Annotated in this window: 12 protein-coding genes; 2 read left to right on the top strand and 10 right to left on the bottom strand. The window is 64.0% G+C overall.

The genetic code is table 11. The features are described from left to right. Positions 1-32: 32 nt before the first annotated feature. Positions 33-1,067: a tRNA epoxyqueuosine(34) reductase QueG gene (gene queG / locus BM173_RS02145; protein ID WP_245755779.1), complete on the top strand. Its 1,035-nt coding sequence runs from the start codon at positions 33-35 to the stop codon at positions 1,065-1,067. Here queG and BM173_RS02140 read toward each other — a convergent pair. From BM173_RS02140 to BM173_RS02095, 10 genes are all read right to left on the bottom strand, one after another. Then, entirely contained in the window at positions 1,051-2,277 is a 1,227-nt protein-coding gene (locus tag BM173_RS02140) for an NAD(P)/FAD-dependent oxidoreductase (RefSeq protein ID WP_090476883.1), read from the bottom strand. The two genes, queG and BM173_RS02140, sit on opposite strands and share 17 nt — an antisense overlap. Before the next feature lie 53 nt (positions 2,278-2,330). After that, entirely contained in the window at positions 2,331-7,028 is a 4,698-nt protein-coding gene (locus tag BM173_RS02135) for an NAD-glutamate dehydrogenase (RefSeq protein ID WP_090476881.1), read from the bottom strand. Between the two features lie 173 nt (positions 7,029-7,201). Further along, complete coding sequence (locus BM173_RS02130; RefSeq protein WP_090476879.1) at positions 7,202-8,176, bottom strand: LLM class flavin-dependent oxidoreductase; 975 nt, start codon at positions 8,174-8,176, stop codon at positions 7,202-7,204. Then, positions 8,173-9,009, bottom strand: coding sequence for a tetratricopeptide repeat protein (locus tag BM173_RS02125; RefSeq protein WP_090476877.1), 837 nt, complete (start codon positions 9,007-9,009; stop codon positions 8,173-8,175). The genes BM173_RS02130 and BM173_RS02125 overlap by 4 nt, the downstream gene beginning before the upstream one ends. Beyond that, the gene (locus BM173_RS02120) at positions 9,006-9,755 is read right to left on the bottom strand and encodes an alpha/beta fold hydrolase (RefSeq protein ID WP_090476875.1); all 750 of its coding nucleotides are present in this window, start codon (positions 9,753-9,755) and stop codon (positions 9,006-9,008) included. Before BM173_RS02120 ends, BM173_RS02125 begins: the two co-directional genes overlap by 4 nt. Positions 9,756-9,793: 38 nt before the next feature. Next, positions 9,794-10,867: a M48 family metallopeptidase gene (locus tag BM173_RS02115; RefSeq protein WP_090476873.1), complete on the bottom strand. Its 1,074-nt coding sequence runs from the start codon at positions 10,865-10,867 to the stop codon at positions 9,794-9,796. A gap of 1 nt (position 10,868) precedes the next feature. Further along, on the bottom strand, positions 10,869-11,954 hold the full coding sequence (locus BM173_RS02110; protein ID WP_090476871.1) for a YjgN family protein: 1,086 nt from the start codon (positions 11,952-11,954) through the stop codon (positions 10,869-10,871). Between the two features lie 93 nt (positions 11,955-12,047). Beyond that, positions 12,048-12,239, bottom strand: a complete 192-nt coding sequence (locus BM173_RS02105; protein WP_090476869.1) for a helix-turn-helix transcriptional regulator — start codon at positions 12,237-12,239, stop codon at positions 12,048-12,050. Then, positions 12,236-12,814 carry a hypothetical protein gene (locus BM173_RS02100; RefSeq protein WP_090476867.1) on the bottom strand — a complete coding sequence of 193 codons (579 nt, stop codon included), beginning with the start codon at positions 12,812-12,814 and terminating at the stop codon, positions 12,236-12,238. Before BM173_RS02100 ends, BM173_RS02105 begins: the two co-directional genes overlap by 4 nt. After that, positions 12,811-12,996: a hypothetical protein gene (locus tag BM173_RS02095; protein ID WP_143089550.1), complete on the bottom strand. Its 186-nt coding sequence runs from the start codon at positions 12,994-12,996 to the stop codon at positions 12,811-12,813. Before BM173_RS02095 ends, BM173_RS02100 begins: the two co-directional genes overlap by 4 nt. A 161-nt stretch (positions 12,997-13,157) precedes the next feature. Here BM173_RS02095 and BM173_RS02090 point away from each other — a divergent pair, with 161 nt between their 5' ends. Further along, positions 13,158-14,822, top strand: a complete 1,665-nt coding sequence (locus BM173_RS02090; protein WP_090478358.1) for an alkaline phosphatase D family protein — start codon at positions 13,158-13,160, stop codon at positions 14,820-14,822. The last annotated feature ends 81 nt before the right edge of the window (positions 14,823-14,903 follow it).

Here is a 14,903-nt window from a genome sequence, read left to right as displayed (position 1 = left end):
CAAGTTTGGTTAAGAACCCTTCTTTGAAGGCCCTGCAGGAGGATCTGCGCAAGGAAGCACGCGCACTCGGCTTCGCTGCATGCGGCTTCACTTCTGCGGGCGAGGATCGCACGCGTACAGAGAGGCTCGAAGAATGGCTGGGCGAGGGCAGGCACGGCTCGATGGAGTGGATGGAGGCGCGAAAAGAGCAGCGCGCTTTTCCGCAGGGCCTGTGGTCGGAAGCGCGCAGCGTGATTGCGCTGGGCATGAGCTATGCGCCCGATGTGGATCCGCTGGCGCTTGAGGGCAATCCCGATAAGGCGCGGATTTCGGTCTATGCCCAGGGACGTGACTATCATGACGTCGTGAAGAAGGCGCTCAAGGCCCTGGCGCGCTGGCTCATCGAACAGGAGCCGGACAGCGAGCTCAAGGTCTTCGTCGATACTGCACCGGTCATGGAAAAGCCCCTGGGAGAAGCCGCCGGGATCGGCTGGCAGGGCAAGCACACCAATCTGGTCAGCCGCGAACATGGCAGCTGGCTGTTCCTCGGTGCTATCTATTCGACTCTGCCGTTCGAACCCGATGCGCCGGGCAGGGATGTGTGCGGGTCGTGCCGCGCCTGCCAGGATGCCTGTCCGACCGCCGCCTTCCCGTCACCCTACCGGCTCGATGCGCGCCGGTGCATTTCCTACCTGACGATCGAGCACAAGGGACCGATCGCGGAAGAGTTTCGCGAAGCACTGGGCAACCGGATTTACGGCTGCGACGATTGCCTCGCGGTGTGCCCATGGAACAAGTTCGCGGACAGCGCGCACCGGCATCTGAAGCTTGCACCACGCGAGGAATTGCAGGCCCCCGATCTCGCGCGCTTCCTCGCATTCGACGATGCAGGGTTTCGCCAGTTCTTCTCTGGCTCGCCGATCAAGCGGATCGGCCGCGATCGGTTCGTGCGCAATTGTCTCTACGCAGCGGGAAACAGCGGGAGCGCGTGGCTGGCTCCATTGGTCGAGGCGCTTCGCGGCGACCCAGATCCGGCAGTGAGCGATGCGGCCGACTGGGCAGCCGCGCGGCTCAGAGCATTTCCTTGAGCGGAACCGCGGTGTCGGCGAGAAGGTCGGGATCGACCTCCGCCCGCGCTTCCACCAGCTTGCGTCCCTGCGCGTAGTCGCGGGTATTGTTTACGCAATCGAGCGCGATGACGCCGCCTTCCTTGAGGTAGATCATGGCGAACTTCCGGTCGGCCGGGTCGCCCCGCAGCACGCAGCCATCGTGGCCGGTGGAAATGCCGACAGTCTGCAGACGCAAATCGTACTGGTTCGACCAGAACCAGGGGACGGCGTCGTAATCCTGCTTGTCGCCCATGATCGCCTTGGCCGCGACGGTTGCCATGTCGTTGGCGTTCTGGACCGATTCCAGCCTGATGACCGCGTTGTCCGCATAGGGATTGGCATGCGCGGCGCAGTCACCGATGGCGTAGATATCGTCGAGTGACGTGCGGCAGTAAGTGTCGACGTCCACTCCGTTGCTGCCTGCGGCGCCTGCCGCAATCAACGGCCCGACCGAAGGCACGATGCCGATCCCTGCAATCACGATGTCGCAGGGAATGGTCTCTCCGGTGGTGAGGGTCACGCCGGTTACGCGTCCGTCGTCGCCTTCAATGCGTTCCACGCCCGTCTCGAGCCGCAGGTCGACCCCGTGCGCGCGATGTTCGGCAGCGTAAAAGCCCGACAGTTCCGCTCCGGCAACCCGCGCGAGAACGCGGTCCTGCATCTCGATTACGGCCACGTCGCAGCCGAGCTTGCGCAATACGGCAGCGGCTTCGAGCCCGATGTAGCCCGCGCCCACGATGACCGCTCGCTTGGCGCCGCCTTCCAGTTCGGCCTTTAGTGCATCGGTGTCACGGCGTCCGCGGATCGTATGGACGCCAGCCAGGTCCGCGCCCGGGCATGACAGGCGCCGCGCATCGCCGCCACCGGCCCAAATGAGCTTGCGGTACGTCACCTTGGTATCGTCGGACAATGCGATGGTGTGCGAACGCGGATCAATCTCGTTCGCATTCGCGCCGAGGCGCAAGGTCACGTTGCGATCGGCCCAGAACTGTTCCGGCCGGATCAGGATCTTCTCGAAGGGCTTGTCGCCCGCCAGATAATCCTTCGACAGTGGCGGGCGCTCATAAGGCGGGTTGCGGTCGCGGCTGACCATGAGGATCGTATCCTCATGCCCCGCCTGGCGTAGCGCGATAGCAGCCTGCGCTCCGCCATGACCCGAACCCACGATGACGACGTCGTAATGCTCCATGACGCGCAGGGCTGGCGCTAAACTCTCACGCGGTCAAGCATTCCTGCGCCGGATCAGCGCGCCAGCAGGTTACGCGCCATGCTGGCAATCTGCGCCAGCATGGCCGGTGCAACCGGGGTTTGCGACTGAGCCCGCTCGATCATCGAGCGGAACTGCCGCATCGCCGACTGGTGGTCCGCAGCCCAGGCCTGGACCACCCCGCGCATGTCTTCCTTCGCATCCTTGCGGCGCGAGAGGCGGCGCAGCAGGTCAAGCCGCATCTGCTGGAAATCGCGCGCGATCCCGGAGACGAGCAGGCGCTCCCACACATCCGACGGGTTCATCAGGGCAGCAGTACCCTGCGCCCAGTCGATGCCGAGGCTTGCCCCGATATCGGTGAAGCCCAGCGTCAACGGTTCCGGATCGAGGCCCGTATCGGCAGCCAGCTTGGCGAGGCCGACCGATCCGTCGAGATTGAAGATATGCGTGATCCGCGAGGCAATCGCATCATTCGCCCCTGCGTCAGTGAATGTCTCGTGCAGGTTTTGCGACTGGTCCTTTAGCTGCGAGCCAAGCAGCTGGTCGGTCGACTTGACGAGCAGGGCGACGTTCTTGCCGAGCTCTTCAACCATCTCGGCAGGACGCACACGCCCGGCAGCGGTGCGCAGGACGTCGGACATCAAATTGCCGACGGCAGCGGCAAGGCGATCGAACAGCAGGAGACGCGCGGTCTCGTCGATCTTGGCATTGTCCAGCTCGTTCCAGATGGTCCTGAGATCGAACAGATGCGCGGCCGCGACGAAGGCACCCGCGACTTCGGAAAGTTCGACCCCTTCTTCTTCGGCCAGCTCGAACGGGTGGATGATCCCGATCCGGTTGACCATCGCATTGGCGAGCTTGGTCGCAATGATCTCGCGGCGCAGGCGATGGTTTTCGATCTGCTTGCGGAACCTGCCGCGCATCGGTTCGGGGAAGCTGCGCATGAGCAGGTCGTGCAGGATCGGATCGTCCGGCAGGTCGCTGGTCTGGATCGCGTCCTGAAGCACCAGCTTGGCCGACGACAGCAGCACTGCGAGTTCGGGGCGGGTCAGGCCGATGCCGTCGGCCGCACGGCGCTGCAGCGTCTGGTTGTCGGCGAGGCCCTCGGTCTTGCGATCGAGGTTGCCGCCGTCTTCCAGCGTTTCAATCAGGTGCAGTTGCGACGCCATGGCCCGCGCGCCGCCCTTCTCGGCGATCGACAGAGCCAGCGCCTGCAAGCGATTGTCTTCCAGGACGAGATCCGAAACCTCGTCGGTCATCTCTTCCAGCAGCTCAACGCGCTTGGGTTCGGACAGGCGGCCTGCGCGCTTGGCAGCGGCGAGGGCGATCTTGATGTTGACCTCGTTGTCCGAACAATCGACCCCGGCGGAATTGTCGATGAAATCGGTATTACAGCGCCCGCCGCCAAGCGAATATTCGATGCGTCCGGCCTGCGTCGTGCCGAGGTTGGCGCCTTCGCCGATAACCTTGGCGCGCAGGTCCTTGCCGTCGACGCGCAGCGCGTCGTTCGCCGGGTCACCGACCTGGACGTTATTTTCGCTGCTGGCCTTGATGTAGGTGCCGATGCCGCCGAACCAGATCAGGTCGACCGGTGCCTTGAGGATTGCCGAGATCAGCGCTTCGGGCTCGATCTCGTCCTGTTCGATGCCGAGCACGCCCTGCATCGTTTTCGACAGCTTGATGGTCTTGGCATCGCGCGGATAGACACCGCCGCCACGCGAGATCAGGGCCTCGTCATAATCCGCCCAGCTCGACCGGGTCATTTCGAAGAGGCGCTTCCTTTCCTTCCAGCTCTTGGCCGGATCGGGATTGGGATCGAGGAAGATGTGGCGGTGATCGAAGGCCGCGACGAGCTTGATGGCCTTGGACAACAGCATGCCGTTTCCGAAGACGTCGCCGGACATATCCCCGCATCCCACGACCTCGATGGAATCGGTCTGCACGTCGATCCCCATTTCGAGGAAGTGGCGCTGGACGCTGACCCAGCCGCCCTTGGCCGTGATGCCCATGGCCTTGTGGTCGTAGCCCTTAGAGCCGCCGCTGGCGAAGGCGTCGTCGAGCCAGAAGTCGCGGCTTTCGGCGATCGCATTCGCGACGTCGGAGAAACTGGCCGTGCCCTTGTCCGCGGCCACGACGAAATAGGGATCCTCGCCGTCGGTGATGACGACATTGTCAGGGTGCACGACCTTGTCGTCGACGATGTTATCGGTGACCGACAGCAGGCTGCGGATAAAGACTTCGTAGCTGGCCTTGCCCTCTGCTGCCCAGGCATCGCGATCGATGGACGGATCGGGCAGTTGCTTGGGGTAGAAACCGCCCTTCGCGCCCGCCGGTACGATCACGGCGTTCTTCACGCGCTGCGCCTTCATCAGGCCAAGGATTTCGGTGCGGAAGTCGTCCCGGCGATCGGACCAGCGCAGGCCTCCGCGGGCGACCGGGCCGGAGCGCAGGTGGATGCCCTCGACGCGACGCGAATACACGAAGATCTCGCGCCATGGCACGGGCTTGGGAAGTCCCGGCACCATCGAACTGTCGATCTTGAATGCCAGCGCCTCGTTGGCTGCCGGCGCGAAGACATTGGTGCGCAGGATGGCGTCGATCAACGCCTTGTAAAGGCGCAGAAGGCGGTCGTCGTTGATCGCCTTGACCCTGGTCAGTGCGCGCCGGATCGTGTCGCCCGCTTCCTTGGCCGCTTCCTCGCGGTTGCCGTCGAAGTCCGGGTCGTGGCGTGCGGTGAACAGGTCGATGAGGGCGCGGGTGATATCCGCCGATTTCGCCAGCGCATCGACGACCGTGTAGATCGTGAACCCCATCCCGATCTGGCGCAGGTAGCGATAGAAAGCGCGCAGCCATTCGGTCTGGTGCGCGTCAAGCGCGGCTTCGACGACAAGGCGGTTAAAGACATCGTTTTCGGCCTGCTCGTTGAGCACGGCGCCGATCGCATCCTCGATCCCTTCAGCCCGCTCGATCAACTCGTCAGCATCGAGCCCGGGGGCAAGCTGCAGTGCAAAATCGTGGATAGTCCCGAGGCGTCCTTCTTCGAGGACCGTCGGCATTTCCGAGCGCACGTGGAAGCCGAAGTTTTCCAATGCGGGGACGGCATCGGACAGCGGCAGGCTGCCCTCAGCCTGGTACAGTTTCAGGCGCAGGCAGCGCTCGTCATCACGCTCGCACAGATACAGGCGTGCGCCGCGGTGGGGCGCCTCGTCTTCGTCATCGGCGTGATGGCCGAGTGCGCGCAGGCGGGCGATATCCTCGGCCGCCTCGCGAGGGCCGAAGCGCGCGCGATAGGCGGTCGGGAAAGCTTCTGCGAAACGCAGGGCCAGCGCCGCTGCCCGGCCTTTTTCCTCGAAGGCGAGCAATTCGTTCTCGACCGCTTCGCTCCATCCGCGAAGCAGGGTCTGGAGCTGTTTTTCGAGAGCCGCTTCGTCGGGCTTCTGGGCGCCTTCGCGAATGTCGAGGACGAACCGTAGCATGGCGAGATTGCCGCCTTCTACCTCGAGGCTCCAGTCCAGCAGTCGCGCTTTCGCGCCTTCTTCGAGCAGGCCGAGGATCTGCAAGCGCACCTGTGTGGCGAGCATGTCGCGCGGCATCCACACGAAGGCAAAGAGGTGGCGGGCCAAGGGCGCTTCGACCAGGGCCAGGCGCGGGCGAGGCCGGTCGACCAGGCTCATCATGGTGGTAGCGATGCGCGCGGTGTCTTCTTCGGAAAAGCCGATCACGAGGTCGTGCGGCAGGGCCGTCAGGGCGTGGACCAGCGCCTTGCCGGCATGGCCGGTGTCGTCGAAATTCAATTCGTCGCGGATGGCGTCGAGCCGTTCGCGCAGGATCGGGACGCTGCGTGGAGGCGAGGCGATTGCAGCGCTCGTCCAGACGCCGGCGTGGACCGAAAGAGCCGTAACCTTCTTGCCGTCGCGGATCGGGACGATGAACAGGTCGAGCGGCACGCGGCGGTGCACGCGCGCCATGTGGTTGGCCTTGATGATCAGCGGCGTGCGTGCTTCGCCCTTGCCCTCGAACCAGGCGAAGGCGCGCTCGTAGCTGGCATCGACCAGCAACTGGCGGGAGGAAGTGCGGCAGATGCCAAGCTCGTTTTCCTGCGATCCATCGCGTTTGCGAACGACATGGCCCAACTGCGTGAGCATGCCCGAATTCAGCCATTCGAGCAGCGCAGCGCCTTCTTCATTATCGACCCGGTCGACATCGGCGCCCATCGCTTCCTGGAGCTTTGGCCAATCGCACACGGCGGCGCGGACGTCGGCGAGCGTTTCCAGCAGGGTCTCCTCGATTGACTGCCTGCGCTTGGCGTCGACGCGCGGCGCCTCGAGGTAGATCATCGATTCCCAGAAAGCCTCTTCCGGCTCGCCTTTTATGACCTTGCCGAGTGCGCCATCGCTGGTCCGTTCGACCGGGACGACCGGGTGGATCAGGCGATCGATGGCAAGGCCCATTGCAGCGATTGCCGCCGCAGTGGAATCGACCAGAAACGGCATGTCATCATTGATGATCGCAATGCGCGTATAGCGGCGGTCGTCGCTGATCGACTGGATCGCGATCGCGGGTTCGCCAGCAGCGCGCTTCTCGGCAGTTTCGGCAAGGAAAGCGGCTGCTTCGAACAGGTGCTCGTCATCGATCGGAGTGTCGCCTGGAAGCAGGGATTCGCGCATGTGCTGCGCAATGGCCTTGGCTTGGGGGGACATGCTCTGGCTTGCCTTGGCGGCTGTGGAACCCATGAAAGGCCTCTCGCTTGCGGCGTACGATACTTTCGCACCCGTGTAATTTCCGAGTCGTCTTCGGCGACGCGCTGGCTCGCGATTAGGCCCGTTGTCGCAGGCTCGCAAGGCCAACCAAAAGGAAAAGGCGCAATCGTATGCGTTCCTCGGTTCCGTAGCGTCGGCGAAGGATGTCAGCCGAGCGCTGAAAGCGCACGGGACAGCGAGTCCATGCGCTCTTGCGGATCGAAGGTCGGTCCGGCGAAGATGATCTCGTCCGCTCCGGTACGTGCAATGAACGAGCGGATCGTGTCCGCGCATTGACCGGGCGTCCCGACCGCGCTGGCTTGCCCGATATGGGCGAGCATGGCTTGCGCAGGGGCCGGAAGGCTCTCGCGATAACCGGCCACCGGCGGCTTGAGTTTTGCGGGTGACCCGGTCCGCAGGGCGACGAAAGCCTGCAATTGCGACGTCGAGAGCGTCTCCGCCTCTTCTTCCGTCTCTGCGCAGAAGAGGTTCATTGCCGCCATCACATAGGGCGCATCGAGCTGGTCCGAAGGCTCGAAATCGCGGCGGTAGATTTCGAGCGCCGCGTCGAGGTGATCGGGGGCGAAATGGCTCGCGAAAGCATAGGGCAGCCCCAGCCTGGCAGCCAGCTGCGCGCCGAACAGGCTGGACCCGAGCATCCAGAATTCAGGCTTGGCGCCAAGGCCCGGTGTCGGATGGATGGTGGTGTCCCCGCGCATCAGGGCCTGCAACTCCACCACGTCCTGCGGAAACATTTCCGCAGCCCGATTCAGGTCCTTGCGCAAGGCGCGCTGTAGCTCCGGACCCGCTCCAGGTGCCCGGCCCAGCCCCAAGTCGATCCGCCCTGGAAACAGCGCGTCGAGCGTGCCGAACTGCTCGGCAATCTGGAACGGGGTATGGTTGGGCAGCATGATGCCGCCCGAGCCGATCCGGATCGTGTCCGTTGCGTTACCGATATGCGCGAGGACCACGGAAGTGGCCCCGCCAGCGATGCCCTCCATCGCATGATGCTCGGCCACCCAATATCGCGCGCAGCCGAGTCTTTCGGCGGCCTGCGCCAATAGGGTGGCGGCTTCGAAGGCTTCCGCAAGGGTCCCGCCTTCACGGACGGGAACGAGATCGAGGACCGAGAAAGCGGTCATTCTGCCGGTGCGATCTGCGCAAGATATTCGCGTGCCTGATCGGCCTGCGGACTGTCCGGTGCGACGTCGAGCACGGACTGGAAGCTCTTTCGCGCAGCCTCCTCGCGGCCGGACAGCGCGGCTATGACGCCTGCTTCCAGCCCGACCTGCGGATTGCGGGGGGCAAGGAGTGCGGCCCTCTCGATCTGCTGCTGCGCTTCGCCGAGTCGCGACAGCCGACGGGACAAGGTCGCCGAGAGCAGCCATGCCTGCGCATCGTCACCATCGGCTTCGCGCGCTTCGGACAAGGCTTCTGCCGCGTCTTCCTGACGGCCCATGCGCACGAGCACGCGGGCGAGATCGACGCGAAGGTCGGCGGCAAGGGCCCCGTCGGGTGCCGCAAGTGCCTGTCCTCCTGCCCGGTCGAGCAGGACGAGAGCATTTTCCATATCGCCTTCAGCGAGGGCCGCATTGCCTGCCATCGCATTCAGCCGGGCGGCATAGGCGAGATTGTCTGCAGGCGCTTCCGCGCTGGCGAGTTCGAAGATCTCGCGCGCTTCCCCCATGCGATCAAGCTGGACCAGCGCGAGGCCAAGGCAATGCGCCGATTGCGCCATTTCGAGGTCGGTTTCTGCCGTCTCGCGCCAGCCCTGCGCATAGTCGAGTGCCGCATCGGGAGTATTTGCCGCCTGCCGCAGGCAGGTCGCGAGGCGCGGCTGCACCTGCGGCTCGGTGCTTTCGGCCCGCGGCGGCCGGTTGGCGAGTTCGTCCGGGATGCCGGGCATGGCGCCTGCGGACGGGTTTGGGCCGACCTGCATGAAAAGAAGGGCGAGAGGAGCAAGGCTAAGGGTCATTCGGCTTCCAGATCGTCGATTAGTCCGCCAATCGTGCGCAGCAGCAAGGCGATATCCTGCGGCCGCGACAAGCGGTGGTCGCCGTCCTTGATGTAAGTGACTTGAACATCGTCCGAACGTAGCGCCTCGGCGAGCCGTGCGCTGATTTCCCACGGCACGTCGGCATCGCGCTGGCCGTGAAGCAGGCGCACCGGCGCATCGATCGCGATGGTCCCTGTCAGCTGGCGCTGTGCCTGCCCGTCGGCCCAGAAAGCGCTGTGCATCGGTGTCGGCTCGGGGCCATAGGGGTTTTCGTCGAAGACGGTTTCGCCCGCCTGCAGCCTCGCCTTCTCGGCCGCGTCCCTGCCCCAGTCGGTGAAATCGGGTGCGGAGGCGATGCCGACGATACCTGCAAGGCGTTCCTCGAGCGCGAGACCGACGAGGAGCATGAGCCAGCCGCCCATGGACGATCCGATCACGATGAACCGGTCCTGCACCCGGGCTTCGATCAGGGCGACCACTTCGTCGCGCCATCTGGACAGCGTGCCATCTGCGAAATCGCCGTCGCTGCGGCCGCAGCCCGAGTAATCGAGCAGCAGGCAGCCATGGCCGCGCGCTTTCGCCCATTCATAGAGCGCCGTCGCCTTGCCGCCGTCCATGTCCGACATGTAGCCCGGCAGGAATACCAGCGTGGGGCCGTTACCCGGCGTGTGGCGGAATGCGATCCGGCGTCCGTCCGGCATGGCATGAAACTGGATATCGTTCATGCGTCACGATGTCGGCCCGTGCGCGCGGCATTACAAGCCTAGAAGAATTCGAACTCTTCGACGTCGGGGTCCTGTTCGCACATCGACTTGATGGCTTCGAATTCCGCCGCTGTGAGCACGGGGGCGAAGGTCTTCCCCTTGGCCGCTTCGCGATAGGCGCGCGCCCTTTCTCCCGGAGCGGGGTGGCTGGCGATCCATCCGGAAATCCCCAGGCTCTCGCCTTCTTCATGATCGCCGCCGAGCCGTTCGAAGAACTTTGCCGCGCCTAGCGGGGAGACATTGCTTTCGGCCATGCGGGCTCTCGAATAGGCGTCCGCCTCGCGCTCCGCGTCGCGCGAATACCCCATCTGGGCGACGCCGAAGAGCGTGTCACCGAAACCGCTGTCTGCACCGGCAAGCAGGATGGACAGGCCGAACTGCCTGAGCAGCGCGGTCATGACGTGGCGTTCGCGGACGTGGCCGACTTCGTGCCCGAGCACGCCTGCAAGCTCCTCGGGTGTTTCGGCATCCTGCACCAGTCCATCGAACAGGAGGACCCGTCCGCCGGGCAATGCGACGGCGTTGACCATGTCGATGTTCGCCACATTGGCGCGCACCTGCTCGCGTTCCGGATCGACCGCGTCGAGCAGTTTCGCCATGGCTGCATCGCCATCCGGCGTGCTGCACAGGCGTCCACCGAAATCGCCGATCATCGCATCGCCCATTTGCCGCTCCCAGCTTTCGGGAACGCGCGGGCCCAGCCATTCGGGAGCGGTCATGAACAAGGTTACGGCAGCGGCGCTGACGATTGCGAACAGGGCGGCCGCCTTGGGCAGGCCGAGATTGTCGACCCAAGCGCCATAGGTCGCCTTCGCAGGCAACCGCGAGGCGAGACCGGGAGGCAGATCCTCCGGTACCATGAGGCGGAAGTCGGGTTCGCTCTGGCGACGGTAGACATTCTCCCCGCCGCGATTTTCGCCCCATTCGAGATCGGCGAAGGGGACTTCCATCGTGCCAGTCGCGCCGGCGAGGAGGAGCGTGTCCTCCTCGCTCCATATGGCTTCGCCCTCGTGGCGGATGGCGTTGTGGCCGTCATACCATTGTGCCGGAGTGCGAAAGGACGCGTCGGTCATGTCAGATCGCGCCTATGTCGAACGCGTCCAGCAGTCCCTCGCCGTGCTTGGCGGTGGTCGTGGTCGACTGGGTGAGTTCGTCGAGCAGGATTTCGCCATTGGCTTCAAGGTGCACCATGAAGAACTTCCAGTGGCGATAGCTCAGGAAGATGAAGCCGATGCCGGCGGTGAAGACCACCAGCAGCGCATCCACGATCAGCAGCTTGACCCAGTCCATGGTGGACGCTTCGAAGCTGAAATTGAGGTTGCCCCAGGTCGTGCTGCCGACGACTTCACGATAGAATTTCGCGAAGAACGCCACGGCGATCAGGCCGAGGCCGAGGTAGAAGAACAGGACCAGGAATACCACCGCGCCGACCATGCCGATGCCGGCTCCCTGGTCGCCGCCAAGGCTCTGTCCGGCGATCATTCCCATCGCGCCCGCCGCGATCCCGCCGATGAAAAAGATGATCGGGGCGAGATAGAAGAGGAGGTAGCGCGCGAAGACGTTGGAGCTGTCGGCATGGGCATCGAACTCGTGCGGGCCGAAGCTCATCTTGCGCATGCGCTCGTTCCACAGGCTGGTCATCGACCATGGCACGAGCAGGCCGAGCGGGATGTAGCCGACAATCGTCTTCCACATATAGGACAAGCCATAACGGAAGCCCTGATGGTTGCTGCCCCCGCGGATGCCGCGCCAGCGCGTGCGCGACAGGCGATACCGCAGCGCGCGGAATCTCGCGACGCCGGTGAGATAGAAGAAGCCGAAGAAGATTACGAAGGTCAAAACCATCGCCACCACTTCGTACCCGCGGGCGATCAGGCCCTGCTGGACGAAGCTGAACAGCGAAAGCGGGAGAATGAAGAGGATGAAAACCAGCACGAAGCCGACGAACAGTTCCTTGCCGGTGCCGGTCCATTCGAGACGCTCGTCCACGAAGCGGCTATGCGCCCAAAGGTATTGCCGCTCTCGCGTGGTCGCCCAGAAGCGGTAAATTCCCAGCGTAACGATAGTCAGCAACAGGTTCGGGAACGCGATTTTTGCGAAGTCCTGCCAATTGCCGTCGAAACCGAAGGCGCTTTCCGCCTCGATCGGTGCCTGTTCCATATTGTGAGCGACCCCCCGCTTGTAAAAATTGTAATCGAAAACCCGTCCGTGTCCGGTTTTTCAAAGCAGGGGCCCGCAAGTCAAGGCAAAGGGTCAGTCGCGCTGGAATATATCTTCGATTTGTGTCCCGAATACATCGGCAATTTTGAATGCCAGCGGCAGCGACGGGTCGTAACGCCCTGTTTCGATGGCGTTGACCGACTGGCGGCTGACTTCGAGCCGGTCGGCAAGGTCCTGCTGGCTCCAGTCGCGCTCTGCGCGCAGCACCTTGAGGCGGTTCTTCATGCGCCCCTGACCTTCTGCCACAGCTGCGCCCCGGCAAGTCCGATGGCCCAGGCGGGGAGGACCCACCACGCCCAGATATGCGGGACGAGGCCGAACATCTCGAGGAAGCCCCAGAAGATACCGAGCGCCAGCACGAAGCCGAGCGCTGCCAGCGATGCCATCATGGACTTGTGACGCAGGTATTCGTCGCTCTCTTCCTTAAGGTATCGTGCCATCGCCCAGATCATCCCGAAGGTCGGCAGGATCGGGAGCAAGGTGAGCGCGAAGACCGTCCAGTCGGCCAGTTCGTAATTGCGCCACAAGACAATGGCGATCCCAAGGCCCAGGACATAGCCAATGCTGCACACCATCATGCGCCGGTTGTAGACGTCCATGGCCTCGCTGTAGGTGCAGGCACTGTTCTTCATTGCCTTGTTGAACGGGATCATCAGGCCCATCGACAGTGCGAGCAGGATGAAGCCCACGGGCTCTTCGATAGCTCCGCTAAGGCGCAGCGCGATGATGACGCCCGCGCTGGCGAAGAACAGGCCGACCCACAGTCCGGGGCGCCCCCTGATGTGCGTTCGAGCAGTCATCGGGCCGTTCCTCTCGAAAACCTGCAGGGACGATCGTCGCCCAGCCAGACCGGGGCGAAGAGGACGAGCAGCAGGAAGGGGGCGAGCTGTGCGACCGTGCCCGGCAGCACGCCAGCATTCCCCAGCAAGGCGACGCCCAACATGGATAAGGCTAGCAAAACGGGAGGAGGTAGCGATTTCATGACAAGCATCCTTTTCTTGGTGTAAAGGGTGTTTGTCATGTCGAGGCATTAGAGTCAAGGTTGCTTTACAAGTTGGCGACTGTCCTTTCCATCACCTCTTTCTACTTGTCATCTGCCTGCCATCCGGCGCAGTCATGGAAGGAGGAGAGAGGACCTATTCGATGATAAAGACCGAACCGCCCGTAACTGCGCCGATCCTGCCGCTCGATCGCAGGCAATTGCTCAAGGGCGGGGTGCTGGGTGCAGGTCTCGCTGCGGCGCCCCTGTCTTCCGCCGGCGGCGCGCGCGGCTTCACGCATGGTGTGGCCAGCGGAGAGCCGGGGTCCTCGCGCGTCCTTTTGTGGACGCGTTACGCAGCCGATCAGGACGTCCCGCTGACCTGGGAGATGAGCGAGACGGCTTCCTTCGCTTCCCCGATTGCATCGGGCTCCGTCACGGCGAGCCCCGCCAATGACGGATGCGCCAAGCCGTGGGCCGACGGGCTCGCGCCGGGTCGCTGGTATTACTTCCGTTTCACTGCGCCCGACGGCAGCCACTCCGATATCGGTCGCACGCGCACCCTTCCTGAAGGACCGACCGCGCGCTGGAAGATGGCGGTCTTCTCCTGCTCCAACATAGGCTTCGGCTGGTTCAACGCCTACGCGCACGCAGCCGCGGCGAACGAGTTCGACTGCACGCTGCACCTAGGCGACTATTTCTACGAATACGGCCAGGGCACCTACCCCTCGGAGAGCGAGTGGCTCGGCACCCGCGCTCCGCTCGATCCGCAATCCGAAACGGTGGCCCTTGCGCAATACCGCGCGCGCTATGCCCAGTATCGCAGCGATCCGGACCTGCGCCGCATCCACCAGATCTATCCGATGATCGCCGGCTGGGACGACCACGAGAGCGCAAACGACAGCTGGGAAGGCGGTGCGCAGAACCACCAGGGCGAGACCGAAGGCGAATGGAGCGTGCGCAAAGCCGCTGCCATGAAAGCCTATCGCGAATGGATGCCCGTCTCGGATGAACCCTGGGCCGAATACGAGATCGGCGATCTCGCGACCCTGTTCCGCCTGGAGACCCGCCTGTCGGCGCGCGCACAGCAATTCGATTACGGCACGCTGCTGCGCGGAATGGCTTCTCCCGAACAGGGCATCGCTGCCCTCACCGCATTCCGGGAGGAGAGCTATCGCGACCCCACGCGCGAAGTGCTCGGCGCCGCACAGCAGGCCTGGCTCGGCAATGGTCTCATGCGCTCGGCCAAGGGCGGCAAGACGTGGCAGGTGCTCGTCCAGCAGGTCCTGATGGGCAAGACCGCCTCCGCCACCTCGCTAACCGACGCCCTGCCGCAAGGACTGCCAGACTACATCATGCGCCGCGTGGTCGCAGGCGCCATCGCCTCGCGCGCCGGTCTGCCGCTCAACATGGATGCTTGGGACGGCTATCCCGCAGCCCGCGCCCGTCTTTACGAAGCGGCTCTTGCGGCGGACGCAAATCTCGTCAGCCTCGCGGGCGATACCCACAACGCATGGGCTTTCGACCTTGCCCACGAGGGCGAGAAGGTCGGCGTCGAATTCGGCGGCCAGTCGGTCACCTCGCCCGGCTTCGAGGGATACTTGCCGCAATTGGCGCCCGGCGATGTCAGCGCGGCCATGGTCGCCCGCAATCCCGAGCTTAAATGGATGGACGCCTCGCGCCGCGGTTACATGGCGGTCGAACTCACGCCGACGCGTGCGACGAGCGAATATCGCTTCCTGTCCTCGGTGCGTGAGAAGGGGGCCGAAGTCGTCGCGACGAAGCGCCTCTCAACCCTTGCCGGAGCGCGCGCGCTCGATCTCGGTTGAGATTTTAACCTGTCGTCGCTATCTCCTGGCGCATGACGCATCAGCGCATCACGACAACCACCACCACCACCCCGGGCGGCC

Source organism: Qipengyuania nanhaisediminis (assembly GCF_900115585.1).
Lineage (GTDB): Bacteria > Pseudomonadota > Alphaproteobacteria > Sphingomonadales > Sphingomonadaceae > Qipengyuania > Qipengyuania nanhaisediminis.
Note: the sequence above shows the minus strand (reverse complement) of the source record. Positions and strands in the feature narration are given on the sequence as shown.